16 protein-coding genes, 3 tRNA genes and 1 pseudogene (1 of these 20 running past the window's edge) are annotated in these 16247 nt (G+C 62.8%); 7 read left to right on the top strand and 13 right to left on the bottom strand.

What is annotated here, in order from left to right; translation table 11 throughout:
• The 7 genes from GJV18_RS18570 to GJV18_RS06890 form a co-directional block, all read left to right on the top strand.
• Positions 1 to 52: transfer RNA gene (locus GJV18_RS18570), tRNA-Gln, on the top strand; it begins 123 nt to the left of the window's first position.
• Between the two features lie 53 nt (positions 53 to 105).
• Positions 106 to 180: transfer RNA gene (locus tag GJV18_RS06915), tRNA-Gln, on the top strand.
• 46 nt (positions 181 to 226) lie between these two features.
• Positions 227 to 1168, top strand: a complete 942-nt coding sequence (locus GJV18_RS06910) for a ribose-phosphate pyrophosphokinase (RefSeq protein ID WP_160343966.1) — start codon at positions 227 to 229, stop codon at positions 1166 to 1168.
• 114 nt (positions 1169 to 1282) lie between these two features.
• Complete coding sequence (locus GJV18_RS06905) at positions 1283 to 1885, top strand: 50S ribosomal protein L25/general stress protein Ctc (protein ID WP_160343965.1); 603 nt, start codon at positions 1283 to 1285, stop codon at positions 1883 to 1885.
• A gap of 68 nt (positions 1886 to 1953) precedes the next feature.
• Positions 1954 to 2544, top strand: a complete 591-nt coding sequence (gene pth / locus GJV18_RS06900) for an aminoacyl-tRNA hydrolase (RefSeq protein ID WP_160343964.1) — start codon at positions 1954 to 1956, stop codon at positions 2542 to 2544.
• Positions 2545 to 2575: 31 nt separating this feature from the next.
• The gene (ychF, locus tag GJV18_RS06895; protein ID WP_160343963.1) at positions 2576 to 3676 is read left to right on the top strand and encodes a redox-regulated ATPase YchF; all 1101 of its coding nucleotides are present in this window, start codon (positions 2576 to 2578) and stop codon (positions 3674 to 3676) included.
• 144 nt (positions 3677 to 3820) lie between these two features.
• Positions 3821 to 3897 (top strand) — tRNA-Met (locus GJV18_RS06890).
• A gap of 82 nt (positions 3898 to 3979) precedes the next feature.
• On the opposite strand, the gene GJV18_RS06885 is transcribed toward GJV18_RS06890, so the two are convergent.
• From GJV18_RS06885 to narH, 13 genes and pseudogenes are all read right to left on the bottom strand, one after another.
• Positions 3980 to 4285, bottom strand: coding sequence for a HigA family addiction module antitoxin (locus GJV18_RS06885; protein WP_160343962.1), 306 nt, complete (start codon positions 4283 to 4285; stop codon positions 3980 to 3982).
• A 12-nt stretch (positions 4286 to 4297) separates the two neighbouring features.
• On the bottom strand, positions 4298 to 4576 hold the full coding sequence (locus tag GJV18_RS06880; protein WP_160343961.1) for a type II toxin-antitoxin system RelE/ParE family toxin: 279 nt from the start codon (positions 4574 to 4576) through the stop codon (positions 4298 to 4300).
• A 336-nt stretch (positions 4577 to 4912) separates the two neighbouring features.
• Positions 4913 to 5158, bottom strand: a complete 246-nt coding sequence (locus GJV18_RS06875) for a FitA-like ribbon-helix-helix domain-containing protein (RefSeq protein ID WP_160343960.1) — start codon at positions 5156 to 5158, stop codon at positions 4913 to 4915.
• Between the two features lie 57 nt (positions 5159 to 5215).
• On the bottom strand, positions 5216 to 5656 hold the full coding sequence (locus tag GJV18_RS06870) for a CopD family copper resistance protein (RefSeq protein ID WP_160343959.1): 441 nt from the start codon (positions 5654 to 5656) through the stop codon (positions 5216 to 5218).
• A gap of 30 nt (positions 5657 to 5686) precedes the next feature.
• The gene (locus tag GJV18_RS06865) at positions 5687 to 6874 is read right to left on the bottom strand and encodes an NnrS family protein (RefSeq protein WP_160343958.1); all 1188 of its coding nucleotides are present in this window, start codon (positions 6872 to 6874) and stop codon (positions 5687 to 5689) included.
• 17 nt (positions 6875 to 6891) lie between these two features.
• A complete protein-coding gene (mobA, locus tag GJV18_RS06860; RefSeq protein ID WP_160343957.1) occupies positions 6892 to 7479 on the bottom strand; it encodes a molybdenum cofactor guanylyltransferase MobA in 588 nt (195 codons plus the stop codon).
• Between the two features lie 216 nt (positions 7480 to 7695).
• Complete coding sequence (locus GJV18_RS06855) at positions 7696 to 8415, bottom strand: anaerobic ribonucleoside-triphosphate reductase activating protein (RefSeq protein WP_160343956.1); 720 nt, start codon at positions 8413 to 8415, stop codon at positions 7696 to 7698.
• Between the two features lie 57 nt (positions 8416 to 8472).
• Positions 8473 to 10674: pseudogene (locus GJV18_RS06845) on the bottom strand (ribonucleoside triphosphate reductase).
• Positions 10675 to 11116: 442 nt separating this feature from the next.
• Positions 11117 to 12109: a GTP 3',8-cyclase MoaA gene (gene moaA, locus GJV18_RS06840; RefSeq protein ID WP_160343953.1), complete on the bottom strand. Its 993-nt coding sequence runs from the start codon at positions 12107 to 12109 to the stop codon at positions 11117 to 11119.
• An 85-nt stretch (positions 12110 to 12194) separates the two neighbouring features.
• Complete coding sequence (locus tag GJV18_RS06835) at positions 12195 to 13160, bottom strand: peptidylprolyl isomerase (RefSeq protein WP_160343952.1); 966 nt, start codon at positions 13158 to 13160, stop codon at positions 12195 to 12197.
• Between the two features lie 102 nt (positions 13161 to 13262).
• Entirely contained in the window at positions 13263 to 13958 is a 696-nt protein-coding gene (gene narI, locus GJV18_RS06830) for a respiratory nitrate reductase subunit gamma (protein ID WP_160343951.1), read from the bottom strand.
• Entirely contained in the window at positions 13951 to 14706 is a 756-nt protein-coding gene (narJ, locus tag GJV18_RS06825; protein WP_160343950.1) for a nitrate reductase molybdenum cofactor assembly chaperone, read from the bottom strand. The genes narI and narJ overlap by 8 nt, the downstream gene beginning before the upstream one ends.
• Positions 14707 to 14708: 2 nt before the next feature.
• Positions 14709 to 16247 (bottom strand): nitrate reductase subunit beta, encoded by a 1539-nt coding sequence (gene narH / locus GJV18_RS06820; RefSeq protein WP_160343949.1) that lies wholly within the window; start codon positions 16245 to 16247, stop codon positions 14709 to 14711.

Raw genomic sequence — 16247 nt, 5'->3', positions numbered from 1 at the left:
CACCAGGTTTTGATCCTGGCATGCGTTGGTTCGAATCCAGCCGCCCCTGCCATTTCCGTCCTGGAGCGGATAGGCAACTCAAGGCATTCAAGCAACACCGGATACAGGGGCGTCGCCAAGCGGTAAGGCACCAGGTTTTGATCCTGGCATGCGTTGGTTCGAATCCAGCCGCCCCTGCCATTTTCTATACTCATCCAGGTATACCCTCAGCCGGCAGGTACTGCGCGTGTCCAAGATGATGGTCTTTACGGGGAACGCTAACCCCGATCTGGCGCGACGTATCGTACGTCAGCTGCACATTCCCCTCGGTGATGCCTCGGTCGGTAAATTCTCCGACGGCGAGATCATGATTGAAATCAACGAGAACGTCCGCGGTAAAGACGTCTTCCTGATTCAACCGACGTGCGCGCCAACCAACGATAACCTGATGGAACTGGTAGTGATGGCCGACGCCTTCCGCCGCTCCTCAGCGACCCGAATTACTGCTGTTATCCCCTACTTCGGCTATGCCCGCCAGGATCGCCGCCCGCGCTCCGCTCGCGTGGCCATCAGCGCCAAAGTCGTGGCTGACATGCTCACCGTGGTAGGTATCGACCGGGTTCTGACCGTCGACCTGCACGCGGATCAGATCCAGGGCTTCTTCGATATCCCGGTGGACAACATCTACGGTTCCCCGGTACTGGTGGATGATATCGAAGACCAGCGCTTCGACAACCTGATGATCGTTTCCCCGGATATCGGCGGCGTGGTGCGTGCCCGCGCTGTGGCCAAATCCCTGGGTGTGGACCTGGCGATCATCGACAAGCGCCGTGAAAAGGCCAACCACTCCGAAGTGATGCACATCATCGGCGACGTCGAAGGCCGTACCTGCATCCTGGTCGACGACATGGTCGACACCGCCGGCACCCTCTGCCACGCCGCCAAGGCGCTGAAAGAGCGCGGCGCCGCCAAGGTTTACGCCTACTGCACCCACCCGGTGCTGTCTGGCCGCGCCATTGAGAACATCGAAAACTCCGTGCTCGACGAGCTGGTGGTGACCAACACCATCCCGCTGTCGGCAGCGGCGCAATCCTGCTCGCGTATTCGTCAGCTGGATATCGCCCCGGTAGTGGCTGAAGCGGTACGCCGCATCAGCAATGAAGAATCGATCAGCGCGATGTTCCGTTAATTCGGAACACGCCCTGAGCGCAACCGCCCTGCCCTGACGGCAAGGCCTTTTACCCAACCGTCCGGACGCTGGTCGCAAGCGTGAAGGACGGTTTGGTTATTTTGGAGAAGTGAAATGACTGTTGAATTTGCCCTGAATGCCGAAGTGCGTTCCGACCTGGGGAAAGGTGCGAGCCGCCGCCTGCGTCGTAACGTCGCCATGGTGCCTGCCGTAATCTACGGCGGCGAAAAAGCCCCGCAATCGATCAGCCTGCTGGCCAAGGATTTCGCCAAGCTGCTGGAAAACGAAGCGGCCTTCAGCCACGTCCTGACCCTGGATGTTGCCGGTGCCAAGGAAACCGTACTGATCAAGGCCCTGCAGCGCCACCCGGCCAAAGGCTTCGTCCTGCACGCCGACTTCCAGCGCGTAGTTGCCGGCCAGAAGCTGACCGCTCACGTACCGCTGCACTTCCTCAACGAAGCCACCTCCGTAGGCGTTAAGCAGCAGGGCGGCGAAGTTTCTCACACCATCGTTGAAGTTGAAGTGTCCTGCCTGCCGAAGGACCTGCCTGAGTTCATCGAAGTCGACATGGCTACCGTTGAAGTGGGTCAGACCCTGCACCTGTCCGACCTCAAGCTGCCGAAAGGCGTCGAGCTGGTGGCCCTGGCCCACGGCAACGATCTGGCCGTATCTAACATCCACGCTTCGCGCGTGAAAGCAGAAGACGCCGGCGAGTAATCGCAGCGCGTCGGAAACCAGCCCGGTATGCGATTCTACCGGGCGATTTCCAGCAAAGGGCTCCTGACATGACTGCCGTACAACTGATCGTCGGCCTGGGTAATCCAGGCCCCGAATACGACCAGACCCGGCATAATGCAGGGGCCCTTTTCGTTGAGCGCCTGGCTGACCGCGAGCGGGCCAACCTCAGCCTCGACAAAAAGTATTTTGGCCTGGTGGGTAAATTCAGCCATCAGGGCCGCGACGTTCGTCTGCTGATCCCCACCACCTATATGAACCGCAGCGGCCAGGCCGTGGCGGCGCTGGCGAATTTTTTCCGCATCACGCCGGACGCCATACTGGTGGCCCACGACGAACTCGACATGCCCCCCGGCGTCGCCAAACTCAAACAGGGTGGCGGGCACGGCGGGCATAACGGGCTGCGCGATATCATCGCCCAGCTCGGCAATCAGAATAACTTTCACCGCCTGCGGCTTGGCATCGGCCATCCGGGGCACAGCAGCATGGTTTCCAACTTCGTTCTCGGACGCGCCCCGCGCAGCGAGCAGGAATTGCTGGATACCAGCATCGACTTCGCCCTGGGCGTCCTGCCGGAAATCCTCGCAGGCGACTGGACCGTAGCCATGCGCAAGCTGCACAGCCAGAAAGCCACCTCCTAACTCTTTATCGCCAACGCGCGAGGGACACATCATGGGATTCAACTGCGGCATCGTCGGCCTGCCCAACGTCGGCAAGTCCACCCTGTTCAACGCCCTCACCAAATCCGGCATCGCCGCAGAAAACTTCCCCTTCTGCACCATCGAGCCGAACAGCGGCATCGTGCCCATGCCCGACCCGCGCCTGGATGCCCTGGCCGAGATCGTAAAACCCGAGAAGGTTATCCCCACCACCATGGAGTTCGTCGATATCGCCGGCCTGGTGGCGGGCGCCTCCAAAGGTGAAGGCCTGGGCAACAAGTTCCTCGCCAATATCCGCGAGACCGACGCCATCGCCCACGTGGTGCGCTGCTTCGAAGACGAAAACGTCATCCACGTAGCCAACAGCGTCGACCCCAAGCGCGATATAGAGATCATCGACCTGGAACTGATCATGGCCGACCTCGACAGCTGCGAAAAGCAACTGCAGCGCGTCACCCGCAGCGCCAAGGGCGGTGACAAGGAGGCCGTGGCACAGAAAGCCCTGCTGGAAAAGCTTATCCCCCACTTCACCGAGGGCAAGCCGGCGCGCAGCCTGCTGAAGAACCTGAGCGAGGACGACAAGCGCCTGGCCAAGACCTTCCACCTGCTCACCACCAAGCCGGTGATGTATATCGCCAACGTCGCCGAGGACGGCTTCGACAACAACCCGCACCTCGATGTGGTACGTGCCATTGCCGAAGAAGAAGGCGCCATCGTGGTGCCGGTGTGCAACAAGATCGAAGCCGAGATCGCCGAACTGGACGATCTGGAAGAGATGCAGATGTTCCTGGAAACCATGGGCATGACCGAGCCGGGCCTGAACCGCGTGATTCGCGCCGGTTACGAACTGCTCAACCTGCAGACCTACTTCACTGCCGGGGTCAAGGAAGTACGCGCCTGGACCGTCCGCGTCGGCGCCACCGCACCACAGGCCGCCGCCGTGATCCATACCGACTTCGAAAAAGGCTTTATCCGTGCCGAAGTCATCGGCTACAACGACTTTATCCAGTACAAGGGCGAAGCCGGGGCCAAGGAAGCCGGCAAATGGCGTCTGGAAGGCAAGGAGTACATCGTCAAGGATGGCGACGTGATGCACTTCCGCTTCAACGTGTAAGCGCACCGCAAACCCCGCTCCGGCGGGGTTTTGCTTATCCAGGCCAGAAAACCCGCCGCGCAGCCTAAACGCTTGATAAAAATAAAAATATCTACACAACAGGGTTGACAGCAGAACACCAGACGCGGAAAATGCGCGCCACTCGGCTACGTAGCTCAGCTGGTTAGAGCATAGCATTCATAATGCTGGGGTCCGGGGTTCAAGTCCCTGCGTAGCCACCAAACAAAACAAGGGTTTAGCGAAGGCTAAGCCCTTTTTTGTTTTCCGGGCAGACTACAAACAGACTACATTCTGACTACCGCCTCATCCATGAGCGCGGAGCGGTTCGACCTCTTGCTCAATCTCTTCGCCATTTGCAGCGAAGGTTGTCGCCAACGAATAGTCGGTCTGCAGGTTCATCCAGAACTGTGCAGACGTATCGAAGTAGCGACCCAGGCGAATAGCCATATCAGCAGTTACGCCCCGCCGCTCACGCACAATTTCATTAACCGTTGGCGCAGACACATGCAGGGCGCGAGCAAGCGCAGCCGGCGAAATGTTCAACGGCTCCAAGAATTCTTCGCGCAGGATCTCGCCCGGATGGATGGGACGCATTCCGTTAATTGCCATGGTGCGACCTCCTCAGTGGTAATCGACTATTTCAACATTCGTTGGGCCCGCGTCTGTCCACTCGAAACAGATGCGGAACTGATCGTTAATCCTGATGCTGTACTGACCTGCTCGGTTGCCCTGCAGCGCTTCCAGGCGGTTGCCCGGTGGAGAACGCAAGTCTCGAAGCTCAGTAGCAGCATGCAACATCGTCAGCTTTCGGGTAGCGACGCTCAGAATATTTTTCCAGCGCCGTGAATCGCCCGTTTCGAACAGAGCCTGGGTTTCTGTGCATCTGAAATTCAGGATCACGCATTAACCCTTAACGTTAAGCGTTACGGACATACTACGCCATTGCGCAGCGCTTTCAAGTGGAGGGATGGCGCAAAAGGAGGACTAGCCGTCTTTAGGCTTGTCGATCTCGATACCTTTCGCCTTCAGGTCAGCAGTCAGCGATAGGAGCTGCAGCCTTGCTAGCTCAAGCTGAGGGACGGCCATCTGATCCGCTAAAGGCTGGATTTTCCTGTGCCAGTAACCAAAGCCAATGAAAGCGCCAAAAATGCCGTCGTTACGAACCGGCTCACCGGCCTTAGGAGGTCTCCAGCAAATCCAACAGCGAGAATGTCAGTGCATTGGTATCCAGCAGAATCATTCGTCAAAGCTCGCAGCCCGGGCCTTGTCTTTGTGGGCAAGAATTTCAAGATCAGTAGCGCCCGCAGCCACAAAACGAGCATGGATTCGGCTACCCAAACCGCCCTGCTGATCTGACTTGAACAGCGCCTGACGAATGATCACCCTAACCTCTTCTTCCATGGAGCGCCCGCGGCTTGCAGCAGCCATTCGTAGCTTGGCCATGAGTTCATCGTCGAGATTCCGAATAGTGATACGGGCCATGGACTCTCCAAAAGAGATCATTACAGGTACAAACAGCCTACCCGCAGACGCCCTACCTCACCAACTCAGAACAAACATGCTCTTGGCCAGCAGCAGGATCAGCAGCATCTGCACCAGTACGCTGAGGTGGATGGCGCGGGAGCGGCTGGGGGTCATGCGGCCGCTGCGCAGCAGGTAGACCACGCCGATAAAGTGGCCGAGTATGCTCACAGCCAGGAGGATTTTCAGGCTGAGCAGGGTGGCAAAACTGCTGGCCAGGGGATCGCGCAGCAGCGCGCGGTATTGCCAGGCCAGGGAGATACCGGCGCCATAGAGGGCCAGCACCACCCAGTGCATCACGCTGCGGGCACGCTGGCCGAGGGCCTTGCTCAGTTGCTGGCGCGGGCCTTCGTCCAGGGCTTGGGTAGCACGGCTGAGGATCATCACTTCGAAGAACACCCCACCGACAAAGAAGGCAGCGGCGATCAGGTGCAGGGTTTTCAGCGACAGATACAGCATACCGATCTCTCCTTTATACAAAGCAGCTCGCTACCCGGGATGGCCGTCGGCACGGGTGCGTAGCAGCATGGGGGCGTAGCACCAGAGGTACTGGGCAAAGGCCAGACTCCAGCACAGGCCGGCCAGCCATAGTGCTTCGCGATACCAGAAGGGTGTGGCGAATACGCGGATCAGCCCGCCCAGGTTGAGCAGCACAAAGGCCAGGGCAAAACCCCGGGGCAGCTCAAGCGGACGCCCGGTATGGCCCAGGGAGACCCGCGCCAGCATGGCCAGGATCAGCCCGGCCATGGCGCCGACGGTCAGGGCATGCAGGGCCAGGCTGACATTGTTCAGCCAGCCAAAATGCCACAACGCCATGCCCATACAGGCCAGCACCAGCCAGGCGTAGGCCAGGTGGAGCGACCACAGCAGCGGCACCCGCAGCAGACCGCCATCGAACCAGCGCAGCAGACGCAGCAGATGGCCCAAACCCAGGGTGGCGAACAGCGCGCCTATCCATACCTGCGGTTGCATGGCCTGGCCAGCGGCGTGCAGCAGAGCGATCAGGGCACTGCCCAGCAGCAGGGTCCAGTCCAGCCAGATCCAGGGTTGCACCGCCTGCTGCCGGCCCAGGCCGCGCTGGGTGAAGAAAGGAATCACCCGCCCGCCGATCAGCCCCATCATGGCCACCACCAGCCACAGGGCAGTCCATACGCCCTGACGCTGCCAGGCATCGTTGTGCTGCAGCACGCCGACCAGACTCAGGGCGTCGGCGCCGCCAAGCAGCAGCAACAGCGCCACGATCGGGTAGTTGCGTTGCTGGCGCACGGCCCACAGGGTGCGACCCATCACCCAGGCGCAGGCGGCGAAGAAAGCCAGGTTGCTCAGCAGCAACAGCCAGGGCGCTCCACCCCACCAGCTCAAGCGGCCCAGCAACCAGACCAGCACCAGGGCCGCCAGGGGCTTACCGGAAAGGCCCGGCCGACCGCTCCAGGTCTGCACCGCGGTCAGCAGAAAGCCGGCGATGATGGCCCCGGCAAAGCCGAATACCAGTTCATGCCGATGCCAGGCCAGCCAACCACCGGCCGGGCTTGGCAGCAGCCCGCTGCCGTTCAGGGCCAGCAGCCAGAGCGGGATGGCCAGCAGGGCCAGCAAGGCACCCAGGAGAAAGAAGGGACGAAAGCCCAGGCGCAGCACCGGCCAGATGGCCAGGGCGCTGCGTTTATCGAGGATCTGCATGGGAGAGTCCTTGTGGTTCAGGCTGGAATGCTGAGGTAATCGGGGGTATTGAAGTTGTACAGGCGCGGGTCATCCACCGCGCAGTGCAGGCTTGCGGCGCCCTGCTGCTGCAGCCAGCGTCGCGGGCTGCGTTCGCCCTGGGCCCAGGCCTGCTCCAACGCGCTCACGCTGCTACGCGGCAGGATACAGGGCAAGGGTACGACCTGTTCGCCCTGCTGCAAGAGCCAGGGCCGCTGCTCCTGGGCGGCGCACTGGCGCATCTGCTGCAGCAGCGCCAGGTCCAGGCGCGGCAGGTCGCAGGGCAGCACCAGCAACCAGGGTTCACGCATCACCCGCAGGCCCATACGGATACCGGCCAAAGGCCCGGCATAGTCCTGGGTGCCGTCGGCCACCAGTTGGTCTGCCAGGGCGCCATAGCGGGTGAAGTTGCGGTTGCAGGAGATGATCAGATCCGCGGTCAGTGGCCGTACCAGGCGCTGCAGATGCTCCACCATGGGCAGCCCCTGCCAGGGCAGCAGGCCCTTGTCACGCCCACCCATGCGCCGGCCCTCGCCGCCGCAGAGCAGGAGGATGGAACAGGCGGGCAAGGGGCTGATGGGCTTCACTGTGCGACTCTCATGATCGGCATGGGTGCACTATGCCGAGGCGGTTGGTCGCAGTGCATGACCCAGATCAATTCCGAGCAAAATACTCTGTTATTAATGGAAACGTCGGTGGATAAGCTGCGCGTTATCCACCCTACCCCGCTGCAATTTGCACAGCGGTCGGTGCGCATGGCGCACCCTACGGGTGGCAACCGCAGATAATTGCCAGCTACTGCCCTAGGCGCTGCGCAGTTCAAAACGGGGAAAGAGTTGCTGCATGTAAGGCCACAGGGCCTCGGCCTCGGGTGGGGTGATGGAGGGGCCGAGGTTGGGGTCGAGCATGCGCTGGCTGCGCACCTGCTGCACCACGAAATGGCTGACGCCCAGCCCTGCCAGACGCTCGGCCAGGCGTTGCAGGCGGCGGCAGTCGAACAGTTGCCAGTGCACCGTGGTGCGGCATTCGTAGGCCACCTGGCTGCCGAGCAGCAGCTCCAGGCTGCGCCAGTTGGCCTGGCCGCTGCCGCTGATGCCGGTAATCATTGTGGTCTCCTCCTCCAGGGCCTTGACGTCGAAGCCCACCCAGTCGCATAGCGGCAGTACCCGCTGCAGGCTGCCCGGTTTGATGCCGGCGCTGTGCAGGCCGACCTTGAAGCCCAGTTCGCGCACCTGTTGTATGGCCGCCGGCAGAGCCGGTTGCAGGGTCGCCTCGCCGCCGCTGAACACCACAGCATCGAGCAGGCCGCGGCGGCGCTGGAGAAAGGCCAGCAGCTCGGGCCAGGGAATGTCGTAGGCCGCGCCTTTACGGATCAGCTCGGGGTTATGGCAGTAGCCGCAGCGCCAGGCGCAACCCTGGCAGAACAGCACGCAGGCCAGCTGCCCGGGGAAGTCCAGGGTGGTCAGGGGCACCAGACCGCCGACCCGCAGGCGCTCGGCGGCGGTGGGAGGAAATTCAGTCATGGTCAGCTCCTTGCGAGCCGGCCCCGACGCCAGAGACAGGCGCCAGGGCCCGGCGCTTTAACGGGCTTCGCGGAAGTGCTTGCGCTCGCGGTGCTCCGACTGCTTGCCCAGGTTGAAGGCCGTTACCGGTCGGTGATAACCCATCACGCGGGTCCAGACTTCGCAGCGCTGACGTTGGGCTTCGGGCAGTTGCACATGTGCATTCATGGTGTTGCTCCTTGCTGTGGGTGGAATTGTGATTTAGCCGCCGCAGGCGCCGCAGCAGCTGGACGTACTGAGCAGGGCTTCGTCGCACTTGGGGCAGAACTCGTGTTCGCCGGCCAGGTAGCCGTGGACCGGGCAGATGGAGAAGGTCGGGGTCACCGTCAGGTAGGGCAGACGGAAGCGCGATAGCGCGGTGCGCACCAGCTTCTTGCAGGCCTCGGCCGAGGAAATCCGCTCGGCCATATAGAGGTGCAGCACGGTGCCGCCGGTGTATTTGCATTGCAGGGCGTCCTGCAGCTCCAGGGCCTCGAAGGGGTCGTCGGTAAAGCCCACCGGCAGCTGCGAGGAGTTGGTGTAGTACGGCGCCTCGAAGCTGCCGGCCTGCAGAATGCCGGGGAAGCGCTTCTGGTCTTCCTTGGCGAAGCGGTAGGTGGTGCCCTCGGCCGGGGTGGCTTCGAGGTTGTACAGGTGGCCGCTGTCTTCCTGAAACTGCACCAGGCGCCCGCGCACATGGTCGAGCAGGCGCAGCGCCAGCGCGCGGCCGGCCTCGGTGTGCAGGCCTTCGCGGTCGTCGGTGAAGTTGCGCAGCATCTCGTGCAGGCCATTCACGCCGATGGTGGAAAAGTGGTTGCGCAGGGTGCCCAGGTAACGCTTGGTATAGGGGTAGAGGCCGGCATCCATATGGTGCTGGATCACCTTGCGCTTGACCTCCAGGCTCTCGTAGGCCAGTTGCAGCAGCTGATCCAGACGCAGGTAGAGGCCCTCCAGATCGCCGCGGTAGAGATAGCCCAGACGAGCGCAGTTGAGCGTCACCACGCCGAGGGAGCCAGTCTGCTCGGCCGAGCCGAACAGGCCGTTGCCGCGCTTGAGCAGCTCGCGCACGTCCAGTTGCAGGCGGCAGCACATGGAGCGCACCTGATTGGGCTGCATGTCCGAGTTGAGGAAGTTCTGGAAGTACGGCAGGCCGTAGCGCGCGGTCATGTCGAACAGGCGCGTGGCGTTGTCGCTGTCCCAGGGAAAATCATGGGTGATGTTGTAGGTGGGAATGGGGAAGGTGAACACCCGGCCCTTGGCGTCGCCAGCCATCATCACTTCGATATAGGCGCGGTTGATCAGCTCCATCTCGGCCTGCAGCTCGCCGTAGCAGAAGGGCATTTCCTGCCCGCCGATCACCGGCACCTGCTCGCGCAGATCCTCGGGGCAGACCCAGTCGAAGGTCAGGTTGGTAAAGGGCGTCTGCGTGCCCCAGCGCGAGGGCACGTTGAGGTTGTAGATAAATTCCTGCAGGGACTGGCGCACCTGCTCATAGCTCAGGTTGTCCTTGCGCACATAGGGCGCCAGATAGGTATCGAAGGAGCTGAAGGCCTGGGCCCCGGCCCATTCGTTTTGCAGGGTGCCGAGGAAGTTGACCATCTGCCCCAGGGCGCTGGACAGGTGCTTGGGCGGCCCGGCCTCGACCCGCCCGGGAATGCCATTGAGGCCTTCGTGCAGCAGGGTGCGCAGGGACCAGCCGGCGCAGTAGCCGGCGAGCATGTCCAGGTCATGGATATGCAGATCGGCCTCACGATGGGCCCAGCCGATATCACTGCTGTAGACCTCATCCAGCCAGTAGTTGGCGGTGACCTTGCCGGCCACGTTGAGGATCAGCCCGCCCAGGGAATAACCCTGGTTGGCGTTGGCCTGTACGCGCCAGTCCTCGCGGGACAGGTATTCGTTCATCGACGCGGCTACGTCCACCAGGGTCTTGCGGTCGCGGCGCAGGCGGCCGTGCTGCTCGCGGTAGACGATATAGGCGCGAGCGGTCTGATAGTAGCCGGCCTCCATCAGCACCAGCTCGACCTTGTCCTGCACCTGCTCCACGCTCAGGGGCTTGGCATCCAGCAGGCGGGCCAGCACCGCCAGGGTCAGCTCGCGGGCCTCGTCCAGCGCAAAGGCGCCGGTGGCCTGACCGGCGGCGGCGATGGCGCGCTGGATCTTGTCGGCATCGAAGGGCACCTCACTGCCGTCGCGTTTGTACAGCATGCGGGGGCCGAACTGCAGATCAAGCGGGCTCATCACCACCTCCTTAAACACATCATATTGTTGTTTGAGTTAATTCAGAACACAACATGATGTGCATAGTCCCTATAAAGGCCTGTGCAGAAATTGATGATGATCAAGAAGGGGGAATTAATGATTGTGTGGCCAATTCCCGTGCGGTTTGTTCCCCTCTCCCTAGAGCAGCGAGGGGACTTATCGGCGTGGGCCGGAAAATCGTGCACAGGTAGTGATCTGTCGCGACCGGCCATACCGTGCATCAAGGGCGGCAACCCGTAGGGTGGAAAACCGCGCAGCGTTTTCCACCGCCGGCTCAGCCTCATCGGCACACGGTGGATGTAAAAAGCGACATCCACCCTACGGGCTTCACAGAATGGATAAAGCGCTATCCACGCCACGGGCTGCAGGCGTAAAAAAGGGCCGTAAACGGCCCAATGGGAGGGTAAAGCTGGGGGCGGTGTTAGCCGCCGCTGGCGTTCATAAAACGTAGTACCTGCACCTCGCCGCCGATGCTGAAGTCATGGCGCTGGGGTTTGCGCGCAAGGCCGGCGTGGATGGCGTCGAGCAGCGGTGCGTCGCTTTCCGGGTGGCGGCGCAGCAGGGCGCGCAGGTCCACCGAGTGTTCGTGGCCCAGGCACAGCAGCAGGCGGCCTTCGGCGGTGAGGCGCACGCGGTTACAGGTGGCGCAGAAGTTGTGGCTATGGGGCGAGATAAAGCCGATGCGGCTGTCGGCATGGCCCTGGATGCGCACGTAGCGGGCCGGGCCGCCGCTCTGCTCGGCGCTGTCGATCAGGCTGTAGCGCTGGCTGATGCGCTCGCGCACCCAGTCGCTGGAGCAGAAGCTTTCTTCCCGGGAGCGGCCCACCTGGCCCAGGGGCATTTCCTCGATAAAGCTGATATCCAGGCCGCGCTGCACGGCGTAGTCGACCAGGTCCAGCACCTCGTCGGCGTTGCGCCCCTGCATCACCACGGCATTGAGCTTGATGCGGGCAAAGCCGGCGGCGCGGGCGGCGTCGATGCCGGCCAGTACCTGGGCCAGTTCGCCGGTACGGGTGATGGCGGCAAAGCGCTCGGGCTTGAGACTGTCCAGGCTGATATTCAGGCGCTTGACCCCGGCATCCGCCAGGGGCTGGGCCAGCTTGCCCAGCTGCGAGCCGTTGCTGGTCATCACCAGTTCGCGCAGGCCCGGCAGTGCGGCGATCTTCGCACACAACCCGACTATGCCCTGGCGCACCAGGGGTTCGCCGCCGGTAAGGCGGATCTTCTTCACCCCGTGGGCGACGAACAGCCGTGCCAGGCGCTCGATTTCCTCCAGGCTGAGTACCTGCTGGCGCGCTAGAAAGGTCATGTCCTCGGCCATGCAGTACACGCAGCGAAAATCGCAGCGGTCGGTCACCGATATGCGCAGGTAGTCGATACTGCGGCCAAAGCCGTCCTGCAGTTGGCTGTTCATGTTCGCTCCGAAAGCAGACCTTGTGGGTGGACTGGTGGACAACGCTTCGCGGTTTTCCACCCTACGGGGTTCCAGCCCGTCCGGGCTACTGCATCAGTGGGCTGTCGGCACCGTCCAGGACGATGCCCCGGATATCCGCCATGCCCACCAGGTTCTTCAGGTATTGACCGACCGCCACCTGCCAGACGCGCTGGTCCAGCTCGGCGCGGATGCTGCCCTCCACCAGTTCGAAGGGCAGCGGCTCACCCTCGATGCGCTGGTCGACCCAGACCAGATGGAAGCCGTAGCGGCTTTCCAGGGGGTGGTCGGCCAGGCCCAGGGGCAGGCGCAGCAATTGCCGCTCGAATTCGGGCACGGTCTGGCCCTGGCTGATCTGCCCCAGGCTGCCGCCCTGGTTTTTCGACGGGCAGGCGGAATGGGCCAGGGCCAGTTCTGCAAAGCGCAGGCCATCGGTCTTGAGTTGCTCCAGCAGGGCCTCGGCCTGCTCGCACATCAGGCTGCGCTCTTCGGCGTCATCCGCCGGGCAGGCCAGCAGGATATGCCGCGCCGCGACCAGCGGGGCGCTGGAGAACCGGCTGCGGTTATTCTCGAAATACTTCAGGCAAGCCGCCTGATCGGCGTGCGGCAGGGGCACTTCCTGCTCCAGCAGGGTGCGGGTGGCCGCCTCCTCTTCGCTCTCCCCCGCTGCCGGCTGCACCACCAAGCCCAGGGCATTGGCGCGCTGCTTGAGCAACTCGCGCAGCACCAGGGCCTGGCTGGCGAGGAAGATCGCCTCCTGGCGGGTGCTGGCCGGGTGGTACTGCAGTTCCTGGGCGATGGCTTCGGGGGCGATGCCCACGCCATTGACCTTGATCCGAGGCCACTCCTGCTCGCTGCTGGCAATCAGTTCCAGGCTGGGCGCGGCCTCCTCTGCTGCCGGTTCCTCGTCGTGATCCACTTCCCGGGGCAGCTCAAAGGTCTGTACCCCGGCCGGGATCGGTTCCACGACCTGGCTGGCACCGCCGGCGCAGCCGCCTTCACCGCCGCCACTTCCACCACATCCACAACCCATCACACACCTCCACATATAGTTGTTTGGCGGGGCGGGTTCAGTTGCCCTGCCCTGCCAATGGTGGACAAGCCTGCGGCATGTCCACCCTACTTTTTGATCCTGTTAACCCTTCTGCCGGACGATCTGGTAACGCCGGCCCAGATACCACACCGGGGCGCTGACGATGTGCACCAGGCGGGTAAAGGGGAACAGCACGAACAGGGTCAGGCCGAGGAACACGTGGAGCTTGTAGACCAGGCTGACCGGCTCGATGCTGGCGGCGGCGACTATGGGTTGCAGGGTGACCACGGCTTGCGCCCAGTTGGCCAGCATCACCATCACCGAGCCGTCCATATGCCCGGCCGAGGCGAAGATGGTGGCCAGGCCCAGCAGCAACTGCACCAGCAGCACCACCAGGATCAGCACGTCCGAGGTGCTGGAGCTGGCCCGCACCCGTGGGTCGGTCAGGCGACGCTTGAGCAGCATCAGCAGGCCGATCAGGCACAGCACGCCGAAGAAGCCGCCGGAAACCATGGCCAGCAGCTGCTTGTTGGCGGTGCTGATCACATGGTGGTAGATGGCCTCGGGGAGAAGCAGGCCGACAAAGTGACCGGCCAGGATAAACAGCACGCCGACATGGAACAGGTTGCTGGCGATGCGCATATAACGCTGCTCGGCCGGGGTGCGGTTGAACACCTGGCTGGAGCCGGCCTTCCAGCTGTACTGCGACAGGTCGAAACGCGCCCAGCTGCCGATAAAGCAGATGGCCAGGGCGATATAGGGATAGATCCCGAACAGCCAGAGATTGCTGCTAGACATGACGCACCTCCTGGGCCGGCGCCGCGGCCGCGCCCTCGTGATTGAAATCCACCCAGTGCAGCGGCACTGGTACTTCTTCCCGGGCCTTGCCGGGCAGGCTGGTCTGGCTGGGGCAGCGGTCCTGCTGCTCGGCCTGGAGGAAGTCCACCGCCTCCTCTTCCCAGATCTTGTCCAGGGCTTCGAGGGAGTCGTCGCGCACCTCGGCGGCGACCTGTTCGCGCACCTCGGCCACGGCCACCGCCGGCTGCTGCCCGGCGATCTGCAGCAGGGCCTGGAAGCAGGCGGCGTAGGGGCTTTCACGCTCGACCAAGCGAGCCGCCAGCAGCGCCAGCAGATGGGATACATCGGCCAGGCCTTCACGGGCCTCGATGTCCTCGCGGCTGGCCAGGTACTCCAGGTACAACGGGATGTAATCGGGCAGTTCGCGCACACCGATGGCGAAGCCGGCTTCCTCGTACTGCGCCATCAGATCGACCATGGCCTGGCCACGGTCGCGGGACTCGCCATGCACATGCTCGAACAGCAGCAGCGACAGGGAGCGGCCCTTGTCGAACAGCTCGCTGTAGCGTTCCTGCACATCCATCACGTCACCGCCGGCCAGCTCGTCGAGCAACGCGATCAGCGCAGTGCGCTGCTCGGGGCTGATCTCGCGGGCGCGGCCGATGGCATTCAACAGTTCCTCACGGGCGCCTTGCAGCGCCTCGGTCGGATAATCCAGCAACAGGGAAATCACCTTGAGGATTTGCATGCTCACTCCTCCCACAGCTGTACGGTTTTCAGCACGTCGCGGCGGTTGGCCTTCTTCGCGCCGAACATATTGGTGTCGGAGCTGCCGCTGCAGCCGCTGCCGAAGCTGAAGCCGCAACCGGAGCGCTCGGCGAAGGCATCACTCATGGCCTCCTCACGGTGCGCCGTGGGGATCACGAAGCGGTCTTCATAGTTGGCAATGGCCAGGTAGCGGTACATGTCTTCCACCTGGGCCACCGACAGGCCGACATCCTCCAGCACCTTGAGGTCGCGCACCCCGTCAACCTGCTCGGCGCGCTTGTAGGCGCGCATGGCCAGCAGGCGCTTCAAGGCCAGCTTGACCGGCTTGACGTCGCCGGCGGTGAGCAGGTTGGCCAGGTAACGCAGGGGGATGCGCAGGCTGTCCACGTCCGGCAGCACGCCGTCCATGCTGATGCTGCCGGCTTGCGCGGCGTTCTGAATCGGCGACAGGGGCGGCACGTACCAGACCATCGGCAGGGTGCGGTATTCCGGGTGCAGCGGCAGGGCCAGCTTCCAGTCCACCGCCAGCTTGTACACCGGGGATTTCTGCGCCGACTCGATCACCGACATGGGTACGCCATCGGCCAGGGCCTGCTTGATCACGGCCGGGTCGCTGGGGTCGAGGAACAGCTCCAGCTGCTTAAGGTACAAGTCCTGCTCGTTGGGGGTGCTGGCCACCTCATGGATACGGTCGGCGTCGTACAGCAGCACACCCAGGTAGCGGATGCGGCCCACGCAGGTTTCCGAGCACACGGTGGGCATGCCGGCTTCGATACGCGGGTAGCAGAAGATGCACTTCTCGGATTTGCCGCTCTTCCAGTTGAAGTAGATCTTCTTGTACGGGCAGCCGCTGATGCACATGCGCCAGCCGCGGCACTTCTCCTGATCGATCAGGACGATGCCGTCTTCCTCGCGCTTGTAGATCGCCCCGCTCGGGCAGGAGGCCGCGCAGGTGGGGTTGAGGCAGTGCTCGCACAGGCGCGGCAGGTACATCATGAAGGTGTTTTCGTACTGGCCGTAGATATCGGCCTGCACGGCATCGAAGTTCTTGTCCTTGCGCCGCTTGGCGAACTCGGTGCCGAGGATCTCTTCCCAGTTGGGCCCCCACTCGATCTTCTCCATGCGCTTGCCGCTGATCAGCGAGCGTGGCCGGGCCACCGGCTGGTGATCGGCCAGGGGCGCGGTGTGCAGGTTCTGGTAGTCGAAGTCGAACGGCTCGTAGTAGTCGTCGATCGAAGGCATGTCCGGGTTGGCGAAGATATTCGCCAGCACGCGGAACTTGCCGCCGATGCGCGGGTTGATCGAGCCGTCCTTGTTGCGCACCCAGCCGCCCTTCCACTTGTCCTGGTTTTCCCACTCCTTGGGGTAACCGATCCCAGGCTTGGTCTCGACGTTGTTGAACCAGGCGTATTCCATGCCTTCGCGGCTGGTCCAGACGTTCTTGCAGGTGATCGAGCAGGTGTGACAGCCGATGCACTTGTCCAGGTTCAGGACCATCGCCACTTGTGAACGAATTTTCAT

It is taken from the genome of Pseudomonas xionganensis (assembly GCF_009763245.1).
GTDB classification, from domain to species: domain Bacteria; phylum Pseudomonadota; class Gammaproteobacteria; order Pseudomonadales; family Pseudomonadaceae; genus Aquipseudomonas; species Aquipseudomonas xionganensis.
Note: the sequence above shows the minus strand (reverse complement) of the source record. Positions and strands in the feature narration are given on the sequence as shown.

What these genes read in the sequence shown, in the direction of transcription:
- GJV18_RS06905 (WP_160343965.1), top strand. Translation starts at nt 1,283, where the DNA reads ATGACTGTTGAATTTGCCCTGAATGCCGAAGTGCGTTCCGACCTGGGG.
- pth (WP_160343964.1), top strand. Translation starts at nt 1,954, where the DNA reads ATGACTGCCGTACAACTGATCGTCGGCCTGGGTAATCCAGGCCCCGAA.
- ychF (WP_160343963.1), top strand. Translation starts at nt 2,576, where the DNA reads ATGGGATTCAACTGCGGCATCGTCGGCCTGCCCAACGTCGGCAAGTCC.
- GJV18_RS06885 (WP_160343962.1), bottom strand. Translation starts at nt 4,285, where the DNA reads ATGGCAATTAACGGAATGCGTCCCATCCATCCGGGCGAGATCCTGCGC.
- GJV18_RS06875 (WP_160343960.1), bottom strand. Translation starts at nt 5,158, where the DNA reads ATGGCCCGTATCACTATTCGGAATCTCGACGATGAACTCATGGCCAAG.
- GJV18_RS06870 (WP_160343959.1), bottom strand. Translation starts at nt 5,656, where the DNA reads ATGCTGTATCTGTCGCTGAAAACCCTGCACCTGATCGCCGCTGCCTTC.
- GJV18_RS06865 (WP_160343958.1), bottom strand. Translation starts at nt 6,874, where the DNA reads ATGCAGATCCTCGATAAACGCAGCGCCCTGGCCATCTGGCCGGTGCTG.
- GJV18_RS06855 (WP_160343956.1), bottom strand. Translation starts at nt 8,415, where the DNA reads ATGACTGAATTTCCTCCCACCGCCGCCGAGCGCCTGCGGGTCGGCGGT.
- moaA (WP_160343953.1), bottom strand. Translation starts at nt 12,109, where the DNA reads ATGAACAGCCAACTGCAGGACGGCTTTGGCCGCAGTATCGACTACCTG.
- GJV18_RS06835 (WP_160343952.1), bottom strand. Translation starts at nt 13,160, where the DNA reads ATGGGTTGTGGATGTGGTGGAAGTGGCGGCGGTGAAGGCGGCTGCGCC.
- narI (WP_160343951.1), bottom strand. Translation starts at nt 13,958, where the DNA reads ATGTCTAGCAGCAATCTCTGGCTGTTCGGGATCTATCCCTATATCGCC.
- narJ (WP_160343950.1), bottom strand. Translation starts at nt 14,706, where the DNA reads ATGCAAATCCTCAAGGTGATTTCCCTGTTGCTGGATTATCCGACCGAG.
- narH (WP_160343949.1), bottom strand. Translation starts at nt 16,247, where the DNA reads ATGAAAATTCGTTCACAAGTGGCGATGGTCCTGAACCTGGACAAGTGC.